Source organism: Neobacillus solisequens (assembly GCF_051233465.1).
GTDB lineage: Bacteria > Bacillota > Bacilli > Bacillales > Cytobacillaceae > Neobacillus.
Genome location: NZ_JBKFGJ010000014.1, coordinates 52,120 through 74,270, shown reverse-complemented (window position 1 = coordinate 74,270; position 22,151 = coordinate 52,120). Strand labels below are relative to the sequence as shown.

28 protein-coding genes and 1 pseudogene are annotated in these 22,151 nt (G+C 38.6%); 21 read left to right on the top strand and 8 right to left on the bottom strand.

The features are described 5' to 3' along the window. Position 1 precedes the first annotated feature (1 nt). The 5 genes from ACI3K6_RS14855 (at position 2) to ACI3K6_RS14835 (ending at position 2,457) form a co-directional block, all read left to right on the top strand. Positions 2-1,138: a bifunctional cystathionine gamma-lyase/homocysteine desulfhydrase gene (locus tag ACI3K6_RS14855; protein ID WP_435555428.1), complete on the top strand. Its 1,137-nt coding sequence runs from the start codon at positions 2-4 to the stop codon at positions 1,136-1,138. A 132-nt stretch (positions 1,139-1,270) separates the two neighbouring features. Then, positions 1,271-1,531, top strand: coding sequence for a YrhC family protein (locus ACI3K6_RS14850; protein ID WP_435555427.1), 261 nt, complete (start codon positions 1,271-1,273; stop codon positions 1,529-1,531). Between the two features lie 433 nt (positions 1,532-1,964). Further along, positions 1,965-2,105, top strand: coding sequence for a YrzI family small protein (locus tag ACI3K6_RS14845; RefSeq protein ID WP_335480269.1), 141 nt, complete (start codon positions 1,965-1,967; stop codon positions 2,103-2,105). A 35-nt stretch (positions 2,106-2,140) separates the two neighbouring features. Next, the gene (locus ACI3K6_RS14840) at positions 2,141-2,281 is read left to right on the top strand and encodes a YrzI family small protein (RefSeq protein WP_435555426.1); all 141 of its coding nucleotides are present in this window, start codon (positions 2,141-2,143) and stop codon (positions 2,279-2,281) included. A 32-nt stretch (positions 2,282-2,313) separates the two neighbouring features. Next, positions 2,314-2,457, top strand: a complete 144-nt coding sequence (locus ACI3K6_RS14835; RefSeq protein ID WP_335480274.1) for a YrzI family small protein — start codon at positions 2,314-2,316, stop codon at positions 2,455-2,457. A gap of 452 nt (positions 2,458-2,909) precedes the next feature. Here ACI3K6_RS14835 and ACI3K6_RS14830 read toward each other — a convergent pair whose 3' ends face one another. Further along, positions 2,910-4,709 carry a M3 family oligoendopeptidase gene (locus tag ACI3K6_RS14830; RefSeq protein ID WP_435555425.1) on the bottom strand — a complete coding sequence of 600 codons (1,800 nt, stop codon included), beginning with the start codon at positions 4,707-4,709 and terminating at the stop codon, positions 2,910-2,912. Between the two features lie 110 nt (positions 4,710-4,819). Beyond that, on the bottom strand, positions 4,820-4,966 hold the full coding sequence (locus ACI3K6_RS14825) for a hypothetical protein (RefSeq protein ID WP_435555424.1): 147 nt from the start codon (positions 4,964-4,966) through the stop codon (positions 4,820-4,822). 184 nt (positions 4,967-5,150) lie between these two features. Here ACI3K6_RS14825 and ACI3K6_RS14820 point away from each other — a divergent pair, with 184 nt between their 5' ends. Further along, complete coding sequence (locus tag ACI3K6_RS14820) at positions 5,151-6,128, top strand: F510_1955 family glycosylhydrolase (RefSeq protein ID WP_435555423.1); 978 nt, start codon at positions 5,151-5,153, stop codon at positions 6,126-6,128. A 5-nt stretch (positions 6,129-6,133) separates the two neighbouring features. On the opposite strand, the gene sigK is transcribed toward ACI3K6_RS14820, so the two are convergent. Together sigK and pssA are read right to left on the bottom strand one after the other, a co-directional pair. Continuing rightward, positions 6,134-6,850: an RNA polymerase sporulation sigma factor SigK gene (gene sigK / locus ACI3K6_RS14815; RefSeq protein WP_335480284.1), complete on the bottom strand. Its 717-nt coding sequence runs from the start codon at positions 6,848-6,850 to the stop codon at positions 6,134-6,136. A 403-nt stretch (positions 6,851-7,253) separates the two neighbouring features. Further along, positions 7,254-7,793 (bottom strand): CDP-diacylglycerol--serine O-phosphatidyltransferase, encoded by a 540-nt coding sequence (gene pssA, locus ACI3K6_RS14810; protein WP_335480286.1) that lies wholly within the window; start codon positions 7,791-7,793, stop codon positions 7,254-7,256. A gap of 117 nt (positions 7,794-7,910) precedes the next feature. Between pssA and ACI3K6_RS14805 the strand changes: the two genes are divergently transcribed. Beyond that, positions 7,911-8,696 (top strand): phosphatidylserine decarboxylase, encoded by a 786-nt coding sequence (locus ACI3K6_RS14805; protein ID WP_435555422.1) that lies wholly within the window; start codon positions 7,911-7,913, stop codon positions 8,694-8,696. Positions 8,697-8,762: 66 nt separating this feature from the next. Here ACI3K6_RS14805 and sda read toward each other — a convergent pair whose 3' ends face one another. After that, a complete protein-coding gene (gene sda / locus ACI3K6_RS14800) occupies positions 8,763-8,903 on the bottom strand; it encodes a sporulation histidine kinase inhibitor Sda (RefSeq protein WP_335480290.1) in 141 nt (46 codons plus the stop codon). Positions 8,904-9,268: 365 nt separating this feature from the next. Between sda and ACI3K6_RS14795 the strand changes: the two genes are divergently transcribed. The 8 genes from ACI3K6_RS14795 (at position 9,269) to ACI3K6_RS14760 (ending at position 14,370) form a co-directional block, all read left to right on the top strand. Beyond that, positions 9,269-9,784 carry a YqeG family HAD IIIA-type phosphatase gene (locus ACI3K6_RS14795; protein ID WP_435555421.1) on the top strand — a complete coding sequence of 172 codons (516 nt, stop codon included), beginning with the start codon at positions 9,269-9,271 and terminating at the stop codon, positions 9,782-9,784. Positions 9,785-9,811: 27 nt separating this feature from the next. Continuing rightward, entirely contained in the window at positions 9,812-10,894 is a 1,083-nt protein-coding gene (gene yqeH / locus ACI3K6_RS14790) for a ribosome biogenesis GTPase YqeH (protein WP_435555517.1), read from the top strand. 20 nt (positions 10,895-10,914) lie between these two features. Continuing rightward, positions 10,915-11,754: a shikimate dehydrogenase gene (gene aroE / locus ACI3K6_RS14785; protein WP_435555420.1), complete on the top strand. Its 840-nt coding sequence runs from the start codon at positions 10,915-10,917 to the stop codon at positions 11,752-11,754. Continuing rightward, positions 11,748-12,038 (top strand): ribosome assembly RNA-binding protein YhbY, encoded by a 291-nt coding sequence (gene yhbY / locus ACI3K6_RS14780; RefSeq protein WP_435555419.1) that lies wholly within the window; start codon positions 11,748-11,750, stop codon positions 12,036-12,038. Before aroE ends, yhbY begins: the two co-directional genes overlap by 7 nt. A gap of 17 nt (positions 12,039-12,055) precedes the next feature. Then, positions 12,056-12,625, top strand: a complete 570-nt coding sequence (locus tag ACI3K6_RS14775) for a nicotinate-nucleotide adenylyltransferase (protein ID WP_335480300.1) — start codon at positions 12,056-12,058, stop codon at positions 12,623-12,625. Continuing rightward, complete coding sequence (gene yqeK, locus ACI3K6_RS14770; protein ID WP_435555418.1) at positions 12,615-13,181, top strand: bis(5'-nucleosyl)-tetraphosphatase (symmetrical) YqeK; 567 nt, start codon at positions 12,615-12,617, stop codon at positions 13,179-13,181. Before ACI3K6_RS14775 ends, yqeK begins: the two co-directional genes overlap by 11 nt. Positions 13,182-13,270: 89 nt before the next feature. Beyond that, complete coding sequence (gene rsfS / locus ACI3K6_RS14765) at positions 13,271-13,627, top strand: ribosome silencing factor (RefSeq protein WP_335480304.1); 357 nt, start codon at positions 13,271-13,273, stop codon at positions 13,625-13,627. Then, a complete protein-coding gene (locus ACI3K6_RS14760; RefSeq protein WP_435555417.1) occupies positions 13,624-14,370 on the top strand; it encodes a class I SAM-dependent DNA methyltransferase in 747 nt (248 codons plus the stop codon). Before rsfS ends, ACI3K6_RS14760 begins: the two co-directional genes overlap by 4 nt. Before the next feature lie 69 nt (positions 14,371-14,439). Here ACI3K6_RS14760 and comER read toward each other — a convergent pair whose 3' ends face one another. Beyond that, on the bottom strand, positions 14,440-15,264 hold the full coding sequence (gene comER / locus ACI3K6_RS14755; protein ID WP_435555416.1) for a late competence protein ComER: 825 nt from the start codon (positions 15,262-15,264) through the stop codon (positions 14,440-14,442). An 87-nt stretch (positions 15,265-15,351) separates the two neighbouring features. Here comER and ACI3K6_RS14750 point away from each other — a divergent pair, with 87 nt between their 5' ends. From ACI3K6_RS14750 to ACI3K6_RS14735, 4 genes and pseudogenes are all read left to right on the top strand, one after another. Continuing rightward, a complete protein-coding gene (locus tag ACI3K6_RS14750) occupies positions 15,352-15,993 on the top strand; it encodes a helix-hairpin-helix domain-containing protein (protein ID WP_435555415.1) in 642 nt (213 codons plus the stop codon). Positions 15,994-16,065: 72 nt separating this feature from the next. Then, a pseudogene (locus ACI3K6_RS14745) lies at positions 16,066-16,512 on the top strand (ComE operon protein 2); the annotation flags it as partial. A 72-nt stretch (positions 16,513-16,584) separates the two neighbouring features. Beyond that, positions 16,585-18,663: a DNA internalization-related competence protein ComEC/Rec2 gene (locus ACI3K6_RS14740; RefSeq protein WP_435555414.1), complete on the top strand. Its 2,079-nt coding sequence runs from the start codon at positions 16,585-16,587 to the stop codon at positions 18,661-18,663. Between the two features lie 17 nt (positions 18,664-18,680). Next, the gene (locus ACI3K6_RS14735) at positions 18,681-18,911 is read left to right on the top strand and encodes a ComEC/Rec2 family competence protein (protein ID WP_435555413.1); all 231 of its coding nucleotides are present in this window, start codon (positions 18,681-18,683) and stop codon (positions 18,909-18,911) included. A 74-nt stretch (positions 18,912-18,985) separates the two neighbouring features. Here ACI3K6_RS14735 and ACI3K6_RS14730 read toward each other — a convergent pair whose 3' ends face one another. Further along, on the bottom strand, positions 18,986-19,117 hold the full coding sequence (locus tag ACI3K6_RS14730) for a YqzM family protein (protein ID WP_335480316.1): 132 nt from the start codon (positions 19,115-19,117) through the stop codon (positions 18,986-18,988). A gap of 321 nt (positions 19,118-19,438) precedes the next feature. Between ACI3K6_RS14730 and holA the strand changes: the two genes are divergently transcribed. Further along, a complete protein-coding gene (gene holA, locus ACI3K6_RS14725) occupies positions 19,439-20,455 on the top strand; it encodes a DNA polymerase III subunit delta (RefSeq protein WP_435555412.1) in 1,017 nt (338 codons plus the stop codon). A gap of 80 nt (positions 20,456-20,535) precedes the next feature. Here holA and rpsT read toward each other — a convergent pair whose 3' ends face one another. Then, a complete protein-coding gene (gene rpsT / locus ACI3K6_RS14720; RefSeq protein WP_335480320.1) occupies positions 20,536-20,796 on the bottom strand; it encodes a 30S ribosomal protein S20 in 261 nt (86 codons plus the stop codon). Positions 20,797-21,004: 208 nt separating this feature from the next. On the opposite strand from rpsT, the gene gpr reads away from it, so the two are divergent. Continuing rightward, complete coding sequence (gpr, locus tag ACI3K6_RS14715) at positions 21,005-22,123, top strand: GPR endopeptidase (RefSeq protein ID WP_435555411.1); 1,119 nt, start codon at positions 21,005-21,007, stop codon at positions 22,121-22,123. Positions 22,124-22,151: the final 28 nt, after the last annotated feature.

Here is a 22,151-nt window from a genome sequence, read left to right as displayed (position 1 = left end):
TTTGAAACGAAAAACAAGATTAATCCATGGTGGAATCAGCGAGGACCCAGCAACAGGTGCAGTTTCCTTTCCTATATATCAAGTTAGTACGTATAGGCAGGAAGGAGTCGGAGGGCATAAAGGCTTTGAATATTCCAGAACCGGAAACCCAACGAGACATGCGCTAGAAGAGCTCATTAAAGACATTGAAGGCGGAACAGCAGGGTTTGCCTTCGGTTCAGGGATGGCAGCTATAACAGCGGTTATTATGCTGTTTAATAGCGGGGATCATGTTGTCTTAACAGATGATGTCTATGGAGGAACCTTCCGCGTTGTAACCAAGGTACTAAACCGAATGGGCATTGAATCAACGTTCGTGGATACAAGCGATTTGGAAAATATTAAACAGGCAATTAGGCCAAATACGAAAGCTATTTATATAGAAACACCAACGAATCCCCTATTAAAAGTAACTGATATTGCAGCAGCATCTAAATTGGCAAAAGAGCATGGATTATTAACAATTGTTGATAATACATTCTCAACCCCATATTGGCAAAATCCGTTAGAGCTGGGCACAGACATTGTGTTGCACAGTGCAACCAAATATATTGGCGGTCACAGTGACGTGGTTGCAGGCTTGGTTGTCGTAAATAGTGACCAGTTGGCTAAAGATTTGCATTTTGTACAGAATTCCACCGGTGGTGTGTTGGGTCCTCAGGATTCCTGGCTGCTAATTAGAGGAATCAAAACTTTGGGTGTTCGTATGGAAGAAACAGAAGCTAATACAAAAGCAATTGTTGAATTTTTGCAACATCATCCAAAAGTGAAAAAGGTCTATTATCCTGGGCTGGAAACACACCCGGGACATGATATAGCTAAAAAACAGGCACGCGGCTTTGGCGGAATGATTTCTTTCGACGTTGGCAGCGGAGAAAACGCTGACCAACTCCTGAGCAAAGTAAAATACTTTACTTTGGCTGAAAGTCTAGGAGCGGTTGAGAGCCTTATCTCTGTTCCTGCCAGAATGACTCATGCATCTATTCCGGCAGAACGGAGAGCTGAACTCGGAATTACCGACGGCCTTGTCCGTATCTCAGTTGGAATTGAAGATGTTGAAGATCTGATAGAAGACCTAACGGAAGCACTTGGATCATAGCAGTAAAGGTGACAGGCACCATGTGATTTTTTCACTTGGTGCCTGTCACCTTTTTACTAATATTTACATAAAGAATGATAAACAGTTCTGTGGTACAGTAGGGTTGTAGTTTAAGAGAAGCAGGTGATGAGGATGAAACAAAAGGTGAAGTCACTTTATGAACGTATGGTGGATTTTAAACGATTCGGCATAGTACTGTTAGTATTCGGTATCTTCTTTTATTTTGGATTGATTATACCATCTGATGCTAAGACGGAAATGGACAGGGATGTGTTGATGATTGGTTCAACGTCTTTTATGGCGGCGTCCATTTTATTTTTCACACTTTCCAAGCAGTGCTACTTAAAACTGCTAAAATCAGAAGAAGGCCAAGATTATTTATCGAAAAAATAAGCGTTCTCCTTTTTTCATAGGGAGCGCTTTTTTTGTGGGCTTTTAATCTAATTTAAAAGAAATTCCATAAAGTGGTTTACAAATACTGTATGAGTGGATATAATTGCCGTAGTAAGTAAAAAATTCCAAAAGGAGGTCGAAGAAGATGATGTTATTGAATACTAACCCATACGCAAGTGCTACAACTTTATATGTGAATATCATGCATTCGACCAGATTGGAATGGATTGCTTAATTTTTATTAAGTGCTTATACATATCCATGCCGCAGGGAGAATGACGCCTTGCGGTATTTTTGTGCCTAAAAAAGACCGGCCGCAAGGAAGTGACTTCTTGCGGCCTTTTTGTGCCCTTTTTAAGAGCAATCAGGATATGGTTGGCATAAATTAGAAATTGTTGTGAGACAACAACAATCTTTTAGGAGGTGGGAACCCATGACTCTGAATATTTTATTTTTCAGTATTACAATTAAAAAACAAGCAGTTAACCTGGATGATGCCATTCATCAAGAAATGGTTGAAAAGCTTTATGAAGAACACAAGGATCGTCAAATGACTATGCGTCAATTTGTCTAATCTTAAAGGTGACTAAAAAGAGGAAGTGAATAATCATGACACTAAATATTTTATTTTTCAGCATTACCATTAAAAAACGAACTGTTGACCTAAACGAAGCCATTCGTCTGGAAATGGTCGATAAGCTTTATGAAGAACATAAGGATCGTCAAATGACTGTTCGTCCATTTATCTAATTTTAAGGGGAATAAAAAGGAAGTGAGACAACATGACCCTAAATATTTTGTTTTTAACTATTACGATCGCAAGACGGCAAAAAAGCCTTGAAGAGGCTTTGCACCAAGAGATGGTAGAAAAGCTATATGAAGAAAACAAAGATCGTCAATATTCAACACTCTACCGTTATATGTAATAACAAAATGATTTTTAATTGAGAAAAGAAAGGTGGTTTTACTTATGTTTTATAAATTAAAAGGCCGAGGAGACAGCATTTGGGGTATGAAAGATACCACCTAGCGGAAATACGAACGTAGGAGGTAAAAGAATGCCGTTGCATTGTTTATTATTGTCACTTATTTTCAAAAGTTTGAAAAAGAAATAATATAATATCCTAAATGAATTTATTGCAAAGAGTTACCATGTTTCGTTAACAAATTGTTCATATATCCCTAAGATTGATACTGTGAAAATATGATAAATTAAAAGTAAATAATCCAGCATCTTCAAAAGGGGTGGAGAACATGTTATTAATGGTAATGGCATTAGTAATTACTGGGGCGATTGGTTTAGTTATTACAGCGGAATTAAGTGCGGAAGAATAAGAAAAAGCATCGGTCGTACAAATGGCCGATGCTTTTTGGTGTTTTATTTATTTTCAGTCAAATGTAGGAATTCATTAATATCCTCTATACAAATGTGAACAGCTTTCTCCCAGAAATCCTTTTCCGTTAAATCAACCTGAAGATGCTTCTTTGCGAGACTTTCCACTGTCATAGACCCAGTATCCTTCAAGAGGGCAATGTACTTTTCTTCATAGCCTTTCCCCTCTTCTAATGCCTGCGCGTAAATTCCTAGTGAGAATAAATATCCAAAGGTATATGGGAAGTTATAAAACGGAACGTCTGTTATAAAAAAGTGCAATTTAGATGCCCAGAATAACGGATGGTATTCTTCCAAGGCATGACAATATGCTTCTTTTTGGGCCCCAAGCATGATTTCATTTAATCGATCAGTGGAAACCGTTCCATGCTTTCTTTCCTCATAAAAACGTGTTTCAAAAATAAATCGTGCATGGATATTCATTAACAGTGCAACTGTACGTTGAATTTTATCATCCAACAGGGCTAATTTTTCTTCTTCGTTCTTGGCATTTTTTACGGAAGCATCGGCTACAATCATTTCGGCAAATGTTGAGGCCGTTTCAGCGACATTCATTGCATAGTTACAATTAAGGTAAGGGAGCTCTCTCATCGCATAGGAATGGAAGCCATGACCAAGTTCGTGCGCTAATGTCGATACATTTGACGGGGTGCCGGAATAAGTCATGAATATGCGAGATTGTTTGCTTTCAGGTAAATACGTACAAAAACCACCGGGTGCTTTTCCATGGCGGTCTTCTGCTTCAATCCATTGCTCTTCAAAGGCTTGTTTCGCGAATGCAGCCATTTTATCACCGAAATGAGCGAAATTCCGCTCAATGAAGTCAGCACCTTCTTGATAGGAGACCTTTGAATCATTATTGCCATACGGCGCCTCCAAATCAAACCAGCTGAGTTTTTCAATTCCTAATAGTTTAGCTTTTCTCTCAAGGTATTGAACGAGCTTCTGCTTGTTTTCAGTAATAACGGTCCACATTGTTTCAAGTGTTTTCTTTTCCATGCGGTTTATGCTGAGTGGTTCCTTTAAGACATCTTCCCAGCCTCTTTTTTCGTATACGCTTAACCGAAATCCTGAAAGATGGTTTAAGGTTTTTGCTAAGAATTCAGCTTGATCTCCCCATGCCTCTTCCCAATTTTTAAAAACCGTTGCACGCACTCGGCGGTCGGTGGAGGAAAACTTGTTATGGGCTTGACCGACTGATAATAATTTCTTGTCCCCGTCTTCTTTAACCGCTACTTTAATTTGGCTGACAATGAGGTCATACAACTGTCCCCAGCTATGGTACCCATCCACTTCCAAGGCGTTGATTAAAGCCTCTTCTTCTTTAGATAGCTTTTCTTTCGCTTGTTCTCGACTTTCCGTTAACACAAACGCAAGCTCGTTTAAAGCTTCTGTATCGACTATTTTGTGCCAAACCTCTTCATCAATTGAAGTCAGCAAAATATCCAGTGAGCCCAGCGCGGCTTGGAAGCTAGCATTAAGGCTAGTTATTTTTGAATCAAGGGAATAAGATTGTTTATCCCCTGTATTTTGGGCAAGTAAACAGTCAATAAAGGATCGAGCTTGTTCCAATTTCTGGGCAGAATTCTCTATATCAGTGATCAATTTCTGTAAATAGTTGACGTCTTCAAGCGAATTGGCCGGTCGCCAGCTGTTGACGTTTGCTTCGAATTTCTTAATCAACTCTTCTGTTTGCCGTAAATGTTCTTGAAATTCAGCCGAACGGCTTCCCCCAGGAAAAAATACGTCCAGATTCCACACCTCTGAATAGGTATCAGTTGTCATATATGTACCCCCTTTATATCTTTACCATTTCATTATATGTTTCCTCTTTCGAAATATCTATTTTTAGAGCCACAAAAATAGCTTATGCAGAATGCACAAGCTTACTTCTTTTAATAAAAGCTGGTATACCACCACCAGGCGCCAAAAATAAGTAAAAGGATAAATAAAACGATTAGAACTGCAAACCATACACCGCCGCTTCTGCCGGGATATGCAGAGTAAGGAGCAGGATAACCGTACGCATAACCATAAGGCATGTAGAAATCCTCCTTTCTCTTCTTCTTATTATTATTCTATGTCATCATCAGCCTAACGTATTAGGTTATTGCGGAGCATATAAACTTTATCATTTGACAATCGAAAGGATTCTACGGTATAAGTGGATGGAAACGATCGCATTCTCCATATTTTAAGTTTAATATGTAATTCCAGGGGGAAATCATGTTGAAGGCTCAAAGAAAAGTTATGTTCATATTTATTACTCTACTGGTTATTTTGGCCGCAGGCTGTTCAAATACGGAGTCAACACCTAAAAACACCGGGAAAAAGACAGTAGATGTACAAGGGAAATTCGCCATTGTAAATGCGCAATCCTTTAATATTAGCCGTTTTTATGGGATTGGCTATCCGGGCAATGACAGCGCACTCTATGTAGCTACCAATAAAGGGCTAAAAATGTATAAAGATCACAGTTGGTTAGAAACCACGGTAAACAATCATAGATATTTTGGATTTCAGGCTATTAAGGACGGATTCATAGCCAGTGGGCAGCCTCAAAAGGGGACTGATTTGAAGGACCCGCTTGGTATAATTGAAAGTAAAAACCAGGGACAATCGTTAGAAAAATTAGCTCTCTATGGAAAAATTAATTTTGTATTTATGGCTGCAAGCTACGAAGGTAACGGGATTTATGTCATCAGTGACCAGTCGAAGAATGGTTTACGTCCCGGGGTTAATTATTCGCTAGATAAGGGGAAAACGTGGAACCAATGTGAGTTTAATGGCTTTAGTGCTGATTCAATGGGGATGCTTGCGGTTCATCCTGAAAAAGCGAATGTAATAGCTATGGCTACACGGTCAGGAATCTATTATTCGACCGATAACGGCCATACAATGAAATTAATAACCGATCCAAATATGGTCACAGCCCTTACCTTTACAGGTGATACTATTCTTTTTTCAAGCGTGGAAAATAACAAAATTATGCTGAAGTTGATGAATCCCGCAACTGGCAAACAAGCTGAATTAAACTTTCCATCCCTAGATTATGAAAATCCGATTACCTATTTAGCAGTTAATCCCCAAAACCATAATCAAATCGCATTTACTACTTATAAAAATGATCTTTATGCGTCAAATGACGGCGGAATTAATTGGGAAATGTTAATAAAAGGTGGTAAAAAAGAAGAGCCGAAATAATCGGCTCAATTCTTCTTTTTCCGTTCCTTTTCAGCTCGATAAAATTCGTGAAACATTTTCATTAATGCCCGTTTTTCAATTCGTGATACATAGCTTCGAGAGATTCCGAGTTCTTTGGCAATTTCACGCTGTGTTTTTTCTTTTTGCAAATCCAGCCCAAATCGCCCAACAATGACCTCTTTTTCCCGATCATCGAGCACCTCAATGTATTTTCTGATTTTCTCCAATTCCATATTTAACTGGATCGTGTCAATGACATCTTCTGATTCTGATTTTAATACATCAATCAAAGATATCTCATTTCCTTCTTTATCTTGCCCGATGGGATCATGCAAGGAAACATCCTTTTTTGTTTTTTTAAGAGCTCGTAAATGCATAAGTATTTCGTTTTCAATACACCGAGCGGCATATGTGGCTAGTTTGGTTCCTTTTCCTTCTGAGTAACTTTCAATCGCCTTGATCAACCCAATGGTTCCAATTGAGATTAAATCCTCGGAATCCTCGCCGGTATTTTCAAACTTTTTGACAATATGCGCGACAAGTCTTAGATTATGCTCAATTAACAAATTGCGTGCATGTGAATCCCCCTCTGCCATTAAGCGCAGGTATTTCCTTTCATCTGCAGCGGATAGGGGTTGCGGGAAAGCATTGTTTTTTACATAGGATACCAGAAATAAAAATTCCTTTACTAAATATCCAAGAGCTGTCAAGATTCCAGACATCCATATCCACCCCCGTTATTGGACTTTAGCCTATTACTAATTCCTATGAAGAAAACAGGAAATTGTGTCTGTCCAGAAATTTTTATTTCAAATTAGTGCTAAGATATTAGAAAAGCGCAAGCGCCCTGGTCAGCGGCGTATGGCCTCCTTGAAAGAGCTAACGCTTTTCCTTCGTGCGATGCAATGCTCCCGAAGCATTCCTTGTGGAGTCTCTCCAACTGAGATAAAGGAAACACGAAGAGCTGGAGGTGATTCGATGTTGACTTATCGTAGGGCGGAGAGCGAAGGACACTAGCCGCTAGGGCGCTGGAGCTAGACAATTTTCAAAGCCAGACCTTTTATACCTTCAAAGTGAAAAGACTTGCCCGCCCTGAGGCTTAAGCAAGTCTTGTAAGATGTAAGATCACACTTTTTTTAGTTTAAAGGTACTGACCATAAGGAAGGATAATATGATCATAATAAATAAAAATAACTCGGGTGGAGCATAGGGGATCGTCAAAAAGCTCAGTGTCGCGATGACTCCTGCAGCAGTAATCGGTAAGCCGGTAAAGTACCCATTGCTTTCTGTAATATTAAATCGTGCCAGTCTAAAGGCACCGCAGCCAATATAGAAAACAGTGAAAAATGAACCCGGTCCGCCAAATTCATGTAAAATACCTTGATATAGTAATAGTGCAGGTGCGACCCCGAATGATATAATATCACTCATGGAATCTAATTGTTTCCCTAGTTCTGATTCAATATTAAATTTACGGGCAATCATTCCATCAAAACGATCAGCTAATGCTGCAACAAAAATAAGGAGCAAACTTAATCGTAAATTGCCATGAAGTCCGAAGATAATCGCAAAACCACCTAATGCTAAATTGGCCAAAGTAATGACATTGGCTGTTTGCGACTTTAACTTCTTTATAGTCTGATCAAGCACATCAAGCAAAAACATTCTCCACACCACTCCTTTCAAACTGGAAGGAAATCTCATTTTATTTTATAATATTTAATTTTAAGGGTTTTATGTCTATTCGTAAAGAGTATTTTTACACTATTTGGGGGTCATCTAATGTTACAACCTTTTTACCGACTGTTAATTGAACTGACAAATGGGAAATCGACATCTGTTATTTTAAAAAAGTTTTCCCGTTCATCAGTGAGTCGATTTATGGTGCCAATTTTCGCTAGAGCTTACCATATTAATCAGACTGAAATGCTTCAACCATTACATGAATTTCCGACACTGCATGATCTGTTTATTCGAAAATTAAAAAGCGATGCGAGAAATATTGATTCGGATGCTAATTCCGTCGTCAGTCCAGTCGATGCGGTTATTGAAGACGTCGGACCGATAACAGAAACAAGTGATATACTTGTAAAGGGGAAAATCTACTCCATTGATGAGATGCTAGGAGATCGAGAGGTATTACAGAAATATTTGAATGGTACATATATGATTTTATATTTAAGTCCAAGTCATTACCATCGTATCCATAGCCCGGTGGATGGTACGGTTATAAATCAATGGACTTTGGGGAAAAAGTCATACCCCGTTAATAAATGGGGCTTAAAATATGGGGTTCGAACACTCGCCAAAAATTATCGAGTTATCACTGAGGTAAAAACGTCATTTGGGCATGTTACCCTTGTAAAGGTCGGGGCGATGTTCGTAAACTCAATTGAAACAACTCATGAAGGGTCTGAATTGGAAAAAGGGAAGGAAATGGCTTATTTTAGTTTTGGTTCCACAGTCGTTCTACTATTTGAGAAAGATTCATTTAAGCTTGATTCACAAATTAATATCCCGACGGAAATCAAAGTGGGAGAAAGATTAGGAATCCTAAGAAAAAGTTAACCGGCGCGTGGGCAGCGCCGATTTCTTTTTAACAAAAAGAAAAGCCCATCTTGGGCAATAATATGATTAGGAAGACTTTTTGATATTAATGGATAAGGAACGGCGGCGAATTTCCGATTCAATAAGATGAATAAATTCAGGACACAACTTTAGTTCCCTGGCTTTAAAATAAGATTCAATCAATAATTCATCTGACAGTTTACGCATGTCAGATCCACCTCCGATTTGAATAAAAATAGTTCTGTGATTAATAGTTCTGACATAAAATGGTATGTTCAGTTGGTGTACCCTAAATCTACCAAATTTATTCCTGAAGGACAATGACCTTATATATCCACAAGAACAAGTGGATAACTTGTGAGTACATTGTTTATAAAGAATGAAAAGGTACTTGATTCCTTGGGTATAATGTTAATAACTTTATCCACAATTGCTGAAAAGGTTGGGTTTTGTCGAAAAATATTTTTTTCTACAATAAAAAAAAGCCATATTTCCCTTTTCTTTTGAATCAATGATAAAAATTAGTTATGATGGTACATGAATGATTTCGAAGTTAATGAGGTGCTGACTCAGTGTTAAAACAATTCTTGCCTAATGAACATGTTAAGAGCATTTTTGAGATAAAACCTGATCAATTAAAGGCGCGCGGGGTAAAAGGTATTATCACCGATTTAGATAATACTCTTGTGGAATGGGATCGACCAAGCGCAACGCCCCGTTTAATTGAATGGTTTGAGGAAATGAAAAAAAATAATATACTGATTACGATTGTTTCTAATAATAATGAAGAAAGAGTTAAGGCATTCGCTGATCCCCTTCAAATTCCATTTATTTTTAGAGCAAAAAAGCCAATGATTCCAGCCTTTAATAAGGCATTGTCACAAATGGAGCTAAACAAAGACGAAGCAGTGGTCATTGGTGATCAGTTGCTAACAGATGTGCTTGGAGGAAATCGTGGCGGTTTTCATACAATTTTAGTGGTACCAGTCGCACAAACAGATGGCTTGGCTACCAAATTTAACCGTTTTGTGGAACGGCGCATCTTAAATTGGTTCCGCAAAAAAGGGATGCTGCAATGGGAGGATTAAAGTTTGAGTGAACATCAATATGTATGTATGGGCTGCGGTGTAAAAGTTCAGTCCGAAGACCCTGAACAACTGGGCTACGCACCGGCATCCGCCTTGGAGAAAGAAGCAATTATTTGCCAAAGATGCTTTCGATTAAAGCATTATAATGAAGTTCAGGACGTAAATTTGACAGACGATGATTTTTTAAAGATTTTGAATGAAATTGGCAGTCAAGATGCCTTAATTGTTATGATTGTTGATATCTTTGATTTTAATGGAAGTTGGCTGCCAGGATTACATCGCTTTGTTGGTAAAAATAAAGTCCTGCTTGTCGGTAACAAAGTGGATTTGCTACCGAAGTCTGTAAAACATCATAAATTGGTTAATTGGATGAAGCAGGAAGCAAAAGAACTTGGGTTAAGACCTGAAGGAGTATTTCTGGTAAGTGCCGGAAAAGGGTGGTCGATTCAAGAAACAGCAGCAGCGATTGACGAATACAGAGATGGTAAAGACGTTTATATCGTAGGATGCACCAATGTCGGGAAATCAACATTTATTAACCGTATTATCAAAGAAGTCACCGGGGAAGGAGATGTGATAACCACCTCGCATTTTCCGGGAACAACACTGGATATTATAAAAATCCCACTTGATGATGGAAAAGCTCTCACTGATACACCGGGAATCATTAATCATCATCAAATGGCACACTTTGTTGATAAAAATGAATTGAAATTGATTACGCCTAAAAAGGAAATTAAACCAAAGGTGTTTCAATTAAATGAAGGACAAACCCTATTTTTTGGCGGGTTGGCACGTTTTGACTTTGTTAGCGGCGGAAGGAACTCATTTGTTTGTTATGTTTCTAATGACTTGAACATTCACCGAACCAAAACTGAAAATGCAGATGAACTTTATGAAAAGCATGTTGGGGAAATGCTGACTCCTCCAGGGAAGGAACATTTAAAAACATTTCCCGAGTTAGTAAAACATGAATTTACTATAAAGGAAGCCAAAACAGATGTTGTATTTTCCGGGCTTGGCTGGGTGACTGTTAATGAACCCGGAGTGAAAGTGAATGCGTTTGTTCCGAAAGGTGTTCAAGCGCTAATCCGCAAATCGCTTATATAAAAAGTTAGGTGAGGAGAAAAGTGAAAAAATTATATGCCGTTATAGGAGATCCAATTGGACATTCCATGTCACCGGTTATGCATAATGATTTATTTTCCTACTATCAAATCGATGGCCATTATATGCCATTCCTAGTTAAAGCTGAACAGCTTGAGGATGCTGTAAGAGGGCTAAAAGCAATTGGTATTGGCGGATTTAACGTGACGGTTCCACATAAAAGCGGCATTATTCCTTTCCTAGACGGTGTTGACGAATTAGCAGCCGATATTGGGGCAGTTAACACAGTGGTTAATGAGGATGGCAAATTGATAGGCTATAATACCGACGGGCCGGGATTTTTACAAGGGTTAATGAATGAGCTTCCTTCTATTGAAGGAAAAAACATTCTTGTGATAGGTGCCGGAGGGGCCGCAAGAGCGATCTATTTTACCCTCGCCAAGGAACGTGCTGTCGAGATTGATATTGCCAATAGGACAGTAAGCAAGGCAGAAAGCCTAATTGATGATTGTCCTTATCAATCTTCATCCATTGCTCTCTCCCTCGAAGATGCTGGAAAAAACATGGAGAAATACGACTTAATTGTCCAAACAACCATGATTGGTATGGCGCCTAAAACGATGGAGTGCCCACTCGATCTTTCTGTGATTAAACATCAAGCATTGGTTTGTGATATCATTTATAATCCACTGCAGACGAAGTTTTTACAAGAAGCGGAGCATAAGGGAGCACGTATACAAAATGGGATTGAAATGTTCGTATATCAGGGTGCTTTAGCATTTGAAAAATGGACTGGCATCTTTCCTGATGTAAAAAGAATGAGAAATATGGTGTTAAAACAACTAGGAGGCAGTACATGTTAACAGGTAAACAAAAAAGATTTTTACGTTCAAAGGCTCACCATCTGGATCCAATTTTTCAAGTGGGAAAAGGTGGAGTAAATGAAAATATGGTGAAACAAATTACTGATGCACTTGAAGCAAGAGAGCTGTTAAAAGTGAGTGTGTTGCAGAACTGTGATGAGGATAAGACAGTAGTTGCGGAGCAATTGGCCGATGGTTCGAATGCTGAATTAGTGCAAATTATTGGGAATACGATTGTGTTATATAAGGAGTCAGTAGAACATAAACAAATTATTCTGCCGTAATGATTTGGAGGTCTGGCATGAGGAAGATTGGAATTTTAGGTGGAACGTTTGACCCACCACACAATGGACATTTATTGATTGCCAATGAAGTTTTGGGCTCACTCCATCTTGATGAAATCTGGTTCATGCCAAACCAGGAGCCTCCACATAAAAAAAAATCGGGTTTTGTTAGTAATGAACACCGCTTGAAGATGCTTGAGCTGGCCACGCAAACTCATCCAGATTTCAAGATTCAATCGATTGAACTAGAGAGGGAAGGTCCGTCCTATACTTTTGATACAATGAGTTTGCTTTCCACTAAATATCCGGACTACCAGTTTTTCTTTATTATAGGTGCTGACATGATTGAGTACCTCCCGAAATGGTATAAAGTAGAGGATTTGGTAAAGTTGGTTCAATTCGTTGGCGTAAAACGACCAGCGTATAATCACCATTCAGACTATCCCGTTCTATACGTTGATGTGCCAGCAATGGATGTATCTTCTAGCATGATCAGAGAACGGCTTGAAAATGGGAAAACGGTTCGTTATCTGTTACCTGATGCGGTTATTCAATATATTGAGGAGAAACAGTTATATGGAACGTGAAGAAGCCTTAAAACTTGTAAAAGTTCAATTAACGGAGCACCGGTATCAACATACATTGGGGGTAATGGAAACGGCAATTAGCCTTGCCAACCAATATGGTGCCGATGTAAAAAAAGCAGAACTGGCAGCCATTTTTCATGATTACGCGAAATTCCGCCCAAAAGAGGAAATGAGAGAGATTATAGTGTCACAAGGATATCCGCAGGATTTACTTGAATATAATGCTGAGCTGTGGCATGCCCCTGTAGGAGCTTATCTTACAAAAATAGAAGCCGGGCTTACGGATCGTGAAATACTTGATGCTATTCGATATCATACCTCGGGTAGACCGGGAATGACCTTGCTCGAAAAGATTGTATATTTGGCGGACTATATTGAACCCGGCCGGCATTTTCCAGGTGTTGATGAAGTGAGGGAAATGGCCCAAAATAATCTAAACCAAGCCTTAATAAAGGCAGTCCAAAACACGATTTTTTTCTTAATGAAAAAAAATCAAACGGTCTATCCGGAAACGTTTTTTACTTATAACGATTTAGTTAAAGGGTCAATTGGTTAAGGAATGATGTGAATTTTCATCTGTTGATGGGAGTGCTAATTAACAGCCACGTTTAAAAGAGTTACTTCAAAAATGGAAGGATTGATTAAATGGATAATCAACAATTATTGAAACTTACTGTAAAAGCGGCAGATGATAAGAGAGCGGAAGAGATTATCGCTCTTGATATGAAAGGGATCTCTTTAATTGCTGATTACTTTGTTATTTGTCACGGAAATTCGGATAAACAAGTACAGGCGATTGCACGAGAAATCAGAGAAAAAGCAATGGAAAAGGGATATGATGTCAAAAGAATGGAAGGCTTTGATGAAGCAAGATGGGTCCTCATTGATCTTGGGGATGTTGTAGCACATGTATTCCATCGTGATGAAAGAAGCTACTACAATTTGGAACGTTTATGGGGCGACGCTCCAAAAATGGATATTCTCAGTGAGTTGAATTCATGAGCTACGAACATTTTGCCTATTTGTATGATGAATTAATGAGGGATGCACCGTATGATGATTGGGTTCAGTATGTAAAAAACAAAATGTTAAAATACGGAATCCAAGGAAACAGAATGCTGGATTTAGCCTGCGGAACCGGGGAACTTTCCGTTCGTTTTGCAAAAGAAGGCTTCCAAGTAACCGGAATTGATTTATCCGAAGATATGCTCGCTGTTGCACAAATGAAAGCAGCAGAAGCCGGTCTGCAAATCCCTTTTTATCAGCAAAATATGGCGGCGATGGAGGGTGTCGAGAACACGGACATCATAGGAATTTTTTGTGATTCTTTAAACTATCTCGAAACGGAAGAGGAGATTAAAGCCACCTTATACCATGCACACCGAGCATTAAAGGTCGGTGGCCTATTGATTTTTGATGTCCATTCCATCTATAAAGTTTCAGAAGTGTTTGTTAATCAAACTTTTGCTATAAATGAAGATGAAATTTCCTATATTTGGAATAGTTTCCCGGGTGAAGGCTCGAATAGTGTGGAACATGAGCTAAGCTTTTTCGTTTTAGATGAAAAAAGCGGTAAATATGATCGTTATGACGAACTCCACATCCAACGAACCTATCCTGTAGAGCAATATTCCTCCTGGTTAGTTGAGTCCGGTTTTAAACTTCTTGAAATCAATGCAGATTTTAAAGAGCAACCACCGCAAAATAATTCGGAGCGTGTCTTTTTTGTTGCCATGAAAAATTAAAGCCATCTTTTTTTGAAAAAGATGGCTTAATTTGAATAGAAAAGCAGGAATTTACATGATGTTCACGAATTATAGTTTAGAGAATACGATTTCCACCTTTTCTAACTCCTCTTTAAACTTTCCATGAGTTGCTTGAAATAAATGTTCAAACACCTCACCTAACTCGTTTTCCAATACCTTAATACCTTCTCCGGTAATCCCGCCTTTTACACAGACCTTTTCTTGCAACGATTGCAAGGTATAATGCTCTTGTTTGATTAATTCCCCAAATCCGATAATCATTTCACTTGCTAGTAATCTTGCTACTTTCTCTTCGATCTCTGTTTCTTTCACTGCGGCATTTATAAAAGCTTGAAGTAGATAACTAAAAAAAGCAGGCCCACAGCTGACAATATCGGATGCAACTCTGGTGATGTTCTCGTTAATGGGAACCGGCTCTGATATTTTCATCATTAATTTTTCAACTTCTATCCTCCAATAATCGCTGCAAAGGTCACCGTACGTTACCAATGATACGCCTGAAAGAGCACGGTTTGTAATGCTTGGGATAATCCGGACAACGGAGCAGGATACCTTACTCTCAATTTGATTGGTACTGATTGGACTTGTAATAGAAATCAAACATTTGTCCTCTGTTAGATGCGGGTTTATTTCATCAATTACTTTAAATACCTCTAACGGCTTTACACAAATAAAAATTAAATCGGATTGTGCTGCAACTTCAACTGCATTCGCCCCAACCCTGATATTTTTATATTTATCTCTAAGCAAGATTGCTTTGGCTCTCGTCCTGTTTGTTATGATCATAGAAGAAGGGGATACGGCCTCACTGTCCAAAAAAGCCTCTACTAATATCCTCCCCATATTACCGGTGCCGATAATACCAATATCCATTAATACGACCCTCCTTCGTTTCCGTGTTTCTTTTATAACCTTATGAAATCGATTCATAAAATATGACTTTGAAAGGATGGTTCATCCATGAAGAACTGGCTAATTGAGCATAAACTTTATGCAGTTATGGCTTTATTTTTTGTATTAGGGGGCGGTTCTTATCTCTATTATCAACATGAAAGTCAAACTCAGTCCATATCCACCCAAGACCTTATTTTGGAGGAAAAGAATCAGCCCCAATTAGATGATAAGCAAAGCGAGAAACAAAGCGTAGAAGTTAAAGTGATGATGGTCGATATAAAGGGGCAGATTAAAGAGCCAGGAGTATATCGGGCAAATGTTGGGGAGAGGGTCATTGATATTATTACCCGAGCAGGCGGGATGACCGAAACGGCTGATGAAAGCCAAGTGAATTTTGCTGAGCATGTTGAGGATGAAATGGTCATTTATATTCCTCAAAAGGGAAAAGAGGGTGATTTTGCACCTGGTTCAACATCCGGGACAAACGCGGTTGGCACTTCTGGGCAAAATCAAGCAAAAATAAATCTAAATAAAGCGACCGAGACAGAACTGCAAAATCTTCCCGGAATCGGACCGGCAAAAGCAGCTGCCATTATTGAATACCGTGAATCTAATGGGCCATATAAAGCAGTCGAAGATTTAAAAAATATTAGTGGAATTGGCGATAAAACATTTGAAAAATTAAAAGATCTAATTGTAGTTCGATAAATTCAATTATTGACCAAATGGACAAGCACTATTACACTTAAACAAACAAGAATTTTGCAGGGAGTGGAGAATGTGAATCGTATTTCTTGGGATCAATATTTCATGGCGCAAAGTCATTTGCTAGCCTTAAGAAGTACTTGTACCCGTTTAACTGTAGGTGCAACCATTGTCAGGGATAAGCGGATTATTGCAGGAGGTTATAATGGGTCGATTGCAGGAGGAGATCATTGTATTGATAAAGGTTGTTATGTAATTGATCATCATTGCGTACGGACGATTCACGCTGAAATGAACGCTTTACTGCAATGTGCAAAATTCGGTGTTCCGACCGATGGTGCGGAAATTTATGTTACCCATTTTCCGTGTCTTCAATGCTGTAAGTCGCTTATCCAAGCGGGTATTAAAACGGTTTATTATGCTACTGATTACAAAAATCACCCATATGCTGTTGAGTTATTTGAACAAGCAAATGTAAAGGTTGAAAAAGTAGAATTGTCTAACCCTGTGATTGATTTTAGAAAAGTAATGCAATAAAACCATAAACGCCGGTTTATAGAGGCCGGCGTCAAATTAATGATTTGGAGAAAAATCATGAATGGAAAATATCTGTATTTAGCTATTTCTGCATTATTAGGGTTGCTAAGTACACTCGTACAATTCTTCCCCTTTTTTCTCTGCTTTCTGCTCTATTGGTTATGGCTATTGAAATGGAAACAATTTAATAAGCCACAGCTCCTCCTCATCTTATTAGTTGCAGTGATTTTTTCTATAACTGGAGAATATGCAGCAGCAAAAAATCAAACTCATATTCCGGAATCCACCACATCATTCCTTGTCCAATTTATCCAAGACCCTAAAATTGACGGTGACCTTCTGCAAATCCAAGCAGAAGAACAACGCTACAATGAAAAAATCCTCATTCGCTACCAAATCAATTCGGAAACAGAAAAAAGCACTTTAAAATCCTCCTCATTCTATAGAGGAATCTGTTCTGTGTCAGGCACTATTAGTAAGCCTCGGATCGTTAAAAATCCAAATGGCTTTAATTATCGAGGGTACTTGGCTTCAAAAGGGGTGTTTTGGATTGTCGAGAGCCCCAAAAATCCATTTTCACATTGTACTGTGGTTGGGACTGACCCTTTGAAGAAAATAAAAGAACTTCGTTATGAGGGGATACGATTCCTTGAGACAAGTTTACCTCCTGAGGTGGCCTCATTGTCAGCTGCATTAATTTTTGGAGACAGAAGTCTGTTTGACGCGGAATTACAGAGTGATTATCAAAAAACGGGAATTGTCCATCTGTTGGCGATATCAGGTTTGCATGTTTCTTTATTGGTTGGTATGTTTTTTTATTTTGGGATCCGGATAGGGCTAACAAGGGAGTTCATGGTGCATTTTTTATTATTTCTGTTGCCGGTTTACGTCATTATAACAGGTGGATCTCCCTCAGTAATTCGTGCAGTATTAATGATATTTCTTGTACTTGCCGCAACAAAATGGAAAATTAGGCCAAAAATCTTAGCGATTGATGCCATCAGCATTGCTTTTCTTTTTTACATCTTTGTCGACTCATATATAATCTTTGATGTTGGTTTCCAGCTTTCTTTCTCCGTCAGTTTTAGCATCATTTTATCCTCACAGTACCTCCTAAGAGCATATCAGAATTATCTTGCTCAAATGATTGTTACATCGATTATTGCTCAACTCGCAGCACTTCCTTTTTTGTTTTACCATTATTTTGAAATTTCGTTTATGGGCATTGCGGCAAATTTGTTGTATATCCCGTTATTCTCCTTTCTTTATCTTCCGGGTCTTTATTTCTTATTTTTTGTACAAATTCTTTTCGGAAAACCTCCAGATCTTCTGATTCACATGTTTTCGAATCTAATCAATATGTCAAATAAATTCATTAGTCATTTGGCAAATTTCTCGTTTACATCCTTTATCCCCGGAAGACCTAATCCCATCCTTTTGTTCTGTTATTTCTTCACGATCCTCCTTATTTTTTATATATGGGAATGTAGCAAAATTCAAAAAAAAATATTATTTCTGTTTACTTTATCAATTACCCTGCTCTCCTTTCAATATTTCTGGAATTGGATACAACCAGTAGGGCAGGTGACAATGATCGATGTTGGACAAGGGGACAGCATCCTTATTCAGTTGCCTCATCGGCAGGGTACTTATTTAATCGATACTGGAGGAACCATTCAATTTAATGAAGAAGCATGGCGGAAGCGAACAAAGCCATTTGAGGTAGGCAGGGATGTTGTTGTACCGTATTTAAAAGGACAAGGTATTACTACAATTGATAAATTAATTTTGTCACATGGGGATATGGATCATATGGGTGGAGCATTTGCAGTTTTGGAGGAAATCAAGGTAAAGGAAATCCTGCTTCCTGATGTATCAGAGCCATCAGAATCAGAAATTATTGTAATGAGACTCGCTGCCGAGAAAAATATTCCGGTGGTGAAAGTATATGAAGGAATGCATTGGAATAAGAAAGGTACTCAATACTATGTTCTTTCACCTGAACAGAAGTTTACTGGTGAACGAAACAGAGGTTCAATAGCCATTTTTGCAAAAATAGGTGGTCTAAGTTGGTTTTTTGGAGGTGACTTGGATCAAGAAGGAGAAGAACGTATCATCACAAAGTATCCAAGTTAAAAATAGATGTTCTTAAAGTGGGGCATCATGGCAGTAAAACATCCAGCAGTGGTACTTTTATTGATAGAGTAAAACCGAAAGTGGCCCTCATCTCAGTCGGAGAGAGAAACCGTTTTGGACATCCCAACCAAGAGGTGCTGGATCGATTAAACAAAAGGAATACTAAGATTTTTCGCACAGATCAACAAGGGGCGATAGCCTATCGGTTTTATCAAGAAAAAGGAACCTTTTTACCCTTCCTTCCATAGTATAAAGCATCAGCAAGTAAAAAAGAGACTGCACTCTTAGCAGCCTCTTCCTTTTCTCCATATGTAACCACTCATTAACCGATGAGTTTAATGACTGTAGCAATAATAAACATTGTGGCAAAAAAACCGAATGAAACACCAAATCCTACCCCAGAATCAATCGCATCATTACGCTTGTTTTGCGGATTTTTTTCGAATTCGTTCACAGTCCACCCCTCCTATTTCACCATTTAGTATAAGCGATAAATCAGAAAAAATCCAGATGCTTTTCCTGTTCTGACAAGTGTTGTCAAAATAGTTTGACGAACAAACGGCTACAATAAGCTTACAAAGTTGACTCCGCCTGAATATTAGATCCTGGGGCTAATATGATGGGCGTTCATTATAGATCGGGAATTGGTAATCCACGAAGATGCCAATTCCCTTTTACATGTTGCTGGAGGATTGTCCTTCTGGATTTTCCACTTGTCAAATAGTCCAAGCTTCATTACGATAGTATATAGTGAAATTTAGGGGAGCGCTGGATTATGGTATTAGAAAGTTGGCGGAAAATCAAGCAGGGGGAGATGGCTCCCATTTATTTATTATATGGGACTGAATCCTTTTTAATAAATGAAACAAAACAATTATTGTTAGGGAAGATTTTAACGGAAGAGGAAAGAGACTTTAATTTTTCAGTCTATGACTTGGAGGAAACTCCCGTTGAGATTGCTGTAGAGGATGCCGAAACATTTCCTTTCCTAGGGGAAAAAAAGGTTATATTTTTACAAAATCCTGTATTTTTAACGGCGGAAAAAACAAGAGAAAAGGTTGACCATAATCTCTCGAGACTGGAAGCATATATAAAGGAACCAGCTCCATACACTGTTTTAGTGATTTCTGCTCCTTATGAAAAGCTCGATGAACGTAAGAAAATAACAAAAGAGCTGAAAAGAAATGCAGAGATCATTGAAGCGAAAAAAATGAATGAACATGAATTAAAGAACTGGATTGGCAGTAGGGCTAAAATTTACGGAATTGAGATAGATCATGAGGCAATTGAACAATTGCTGGCACTTGCTGGAACAAATATGTTTATGTTATCAAGCGAAATCGAAAAGCTTTCTCTTTACGCAGCAGACACAAAAGTTATAAATGTGAATTTAGTGGAAAAATTGGTGGCAAGATCTTTGGAGCAAAATATCTTCACATTGGTTGAAAAAGTCGTGCAGAGAAAGCTTGACGAGGCACTAAGAATTTATTTCGATTTACTAAAACAAAACGAAGAGCCGATCAAAATTCTTGCTCTACTATCAAGCCAGTTCAGGTTAATTTATCAAGTAAAGGAGCTCTCTAGAAGAGGATATGGTCAGCAGCAAATAGCAGGCTATTTGAAAACCCATCCGTTTCGGGTAAAGCTTGCTCTCGGACAGGCTTCAGGATTTACAGATGAAGAATTAACCAAGCTAATAGATGGGCTTGCTGAAGCCGATTATCAAATGAAAACAGGTGGAATGAACAAATCATTGTTAATTGAAATGCTGTTATTTAAACTAAAATCATAACAGAATAAAATAAAAAACGATTCCTGATGGGAATCGTTTTTTTATTAATGTTCAACCATCCATGCTGAAACATTTTTTAATTAAAGAGCGTTAATCTTCTTCATTAGACGGGACTTTTTGCGCGCAGCAGCGTTCTTGTGGATAAGACCTTTTGCAGCAGCTTTGTCCAAATTACTTGCAGCAGTTACTAAAGCTTCTTTAGCAGCAGCAGTGTCGTTTACTGTAACAGCAGCTTCTACTTTCTTTACAGAAGTACGCATTGCTGATTTAGCCATTGTATTTTGTGCATTACGAGCTTCGCTAGTTTTAACACGCTTAATAGCAGATTTAATGTTAGGCATTACTTTCACCTCCTACAAAGAATCGAGACTATATGAACTCGACTTAACATTCAATTACATTTTAATTGCAACAAGAGATATTTTATCAAACGACAAGCTATATTGCAATACAGAATTAAGGATATTCATCTGCATGTTTTACTGGAAAGGGGGAAAAATAGGAAATAGTTTCTATTTAAGAGAGAGAATTTTGATAGGAGTGAATATATTGGGCGAATCCATTGATTTAAGCAAATACTCGGTTAGAACAGATTTAGCGATAGAAGCAAGAGAAATGGTGCTCGCACAGCAATCAGTAGAACAAGAAGAAAATCTTTCGCAAATAGAAGGTGTCATCATCAAAGAAAAAAATGTAGATGACATAAATATATCATTGGTGGAAGTTACGAAGCAAGGTGAAGAGACGCTTGGCAAAAAGGCAGGACGTTACTTAACGCTTGAAGTCCAGGGGATCCGAGAACAGAACACGGAGGTTCAACAAAAGGTTCAAGAAATATTCGCCAAGGAATTTGCTCGCTTTATTGAAGGCTCAGGAATTAAAAAGACAGATTCATGTCTTGTCGTGGGGTTAGGAAATTGGAATGTGACTCCAGATGCACTTGGCCCAATGGTATGTGAAAATCTTTTGGTCACTCGTCACCTTTTTCAACTCCAGCCGGAAAATGTAGAGGAAGGATACCGGCCTGTCAGTGCCCTAGCACCTGGTGTCATGGGACTAACAGGAATTGAAACAAGTGACATCATTTTCGGAGTCGTGGAAAAAACAAAGCCGGACTTCGTCGTCGCGATCGATGCACTGGCATCACGTTCTATTGAACGGGTAAATTCTACCATTCAGATCTCTGATACCGGGATCCATCCAGGTTCAGGAGTAGGAAATAAACGCAAGGAATTAAGTAAGGAAACGCTAGGGGTTCCAGTTTTTGCTATCGGTGTTCCGACCGTCGTAGATGCTGTATCCATTACTAGTGACACAATTGATTTTATTCTAAAGCATTTCGGAAAAGAAATGCGTGAAGGAAATCGTCCGTCAAGAGCTCTAGCACCGGCTGGTATGACTTTCGGAGAACGCCGCAAGCTTACCGATGAGGACTTACCAGAAGAAAAACACCGCAAAACCTTTCTTGGAATCGTTGGCACACTCCCTGATGATGAAAAAAGAAAATTGATTCAGGAGGTATTGTCACCGCTAGGGCATAATCTGATGGTAACCCCCAAAGAAGTCGATGTATTTATCGAAGATATGGCCAATCTAATCGCCAACGGCTTAAATGCATCCTTTCACAGTTCCGTCAATCAAGACAACACAGGTTTTTATACAAGGTAAAAAATTGGGGGGATCAGGGTTTCGACAT

Bases quoted from the DNA above. Each gene is read 5' to 3' on its own strand.
- ACI3K6_RS14850 (WP_435555427.1), top strand. From the start codon at position 1,271: ATGAAACAAAAGGTGAAGTCACTTTATGAACGTATGGTGGATTTTAAA.
- ACI3K6_RS14825 (WP_435555424.1), bottom strand. From the start codon at position 4,966: ATGCCTTATGGTTATGCGTACGGTTATCCTGCTCCTTACTCTGCATAT.
- ACI3K6_RS14805 (WP_435555422.1), top strand. From the start codon at position 7,911: ATGTTACAACCTTTTTACCGACTGTTAATTGAACTGACAAATGGGAAA.
- comER (WP_435555416.1), bottom strand. From the start codon at position 15,264: ATGGATATTGGTATTATCGGCACCGGTAATATGGGGAGGATATTAGTA.
- ACI3K6_RS14740 (WP_435555414.1), top strand. From the start codon at position 16,585: ATGAATGGAAAATATCTGTATTTAGCTATTTCTGCATTATTAGGGTTG.
- ACI3K6_RS14760 (WP_435555417.1), top strand. From the start codon at position 13,624: ATGAGCTACGAACATTTTGCCTATTTGTATGATGAATTAATGAGGGAT.
- ACI3K6_RS14750 (WP_435555415.1), top strand. From the start codon at position 15,352: ATGAAGAACTGGCTAATTGAGCATAAACTTTATGCAGTTATGGCTTTA.
- yqeK (WP_435555418.1), top strand. From the start codon at position 12,615: ATGGAACGTGAAGAAGCCTTAAAACTTGTAAAAGTTCAATTAACGGAG.
- pssA (WP_335480286.1), bottom strand. From the start codon at position 7,793: ATGTTTTTGCTTGATGTGCTTGATCAGACTATAAAGAAGTTAAAGTCG.
- ACI3K6_RS14835 (WP_335480274.1), top strand. From the start codon at position 2,314: ATGACCCTAAATATTTTGTTTTTAACTATTACGATCGCAAGACGGCAA.
- ACI3K6_RS14845 (WP_335480269.1), top strand. From the start codon at position 1,965: ATGACTCTGAATATTTTATTTTTCAGTATTACAATTAAAAAACAAGCA.
- ACI3K6_RS14840 (WP_435555426.1), top strand. From the start codon at position 2,141: ATGACACTAAATATTTTATTTTTCAGCATTACCATTAAAAAACGAACT.
- ACI3K6_RS14820 (WP_435555423.1), top strand. From the start codon at position 5,151: ATGTTGAAGGCTCAAAGAAAAGTTATGTTCATATTTATTACTCTACTG.
- yqeH (WP_435555517.1), top strand. From the start codon at position 9,812: ATGGGCTGCGGTGTAAAAGTTCAGTCCGAAGACCCTGAACAACTGGGC.
- ACI3K6_RS14775 (WP_335480300.1), top strand. From the start codon at position 12,056: ATGAGGAAGATTGGAATTTTAGGTGGAACGTTTGACCCACCACACAAT.
- rsfS (WP_335480304.1), top strand. From the start codon at position 13,271: ATGGATAATCAACAATTATTGAAACTTACTGTAAAAGCGGCAGATGAT.
- ACI3K6_RS14830 (WP_435555425.1), bottom strand. From the start codon at position 4,709: ATGACAACTGATACCTATTCAGAGGTGTGGAATCTGGACGTATTTTTT.
- rpsT (WP_335480320.1), bottom strand. From the start codon at position 20,796: ATGCCTAACATTAAATCTGCTATTAAGCGTGTTAAAACTAGCGAAGCT.
- sigK (WP_335480284.1), bottom strand. From the start codon at position 6,850: ATGTCTGGAATCTTGACAGCTCTTGGATATTTAGTAAAGGAATTTTTA.
- sda (WP_335480290.1), bottom strand. From the start codon at position 8,903: ATGCGTAAACTGTCAGATGAATTATTGATTGAATCTTATTTTAAAGCC.
- holA (WP_435555412.1), top strand. From the start codon at position 19,439: ATGGTATTAGAAAGTTGGCGGAAAATCAAGCAGGGGGAGATGGCTCCC.
- yhbY (WP_435555419.1), top strand. From the start codon at position 11,748: ATGTTAACAGGTAAACAAAAAAGATTTTTACGTTCAAAGGCTCACCAT.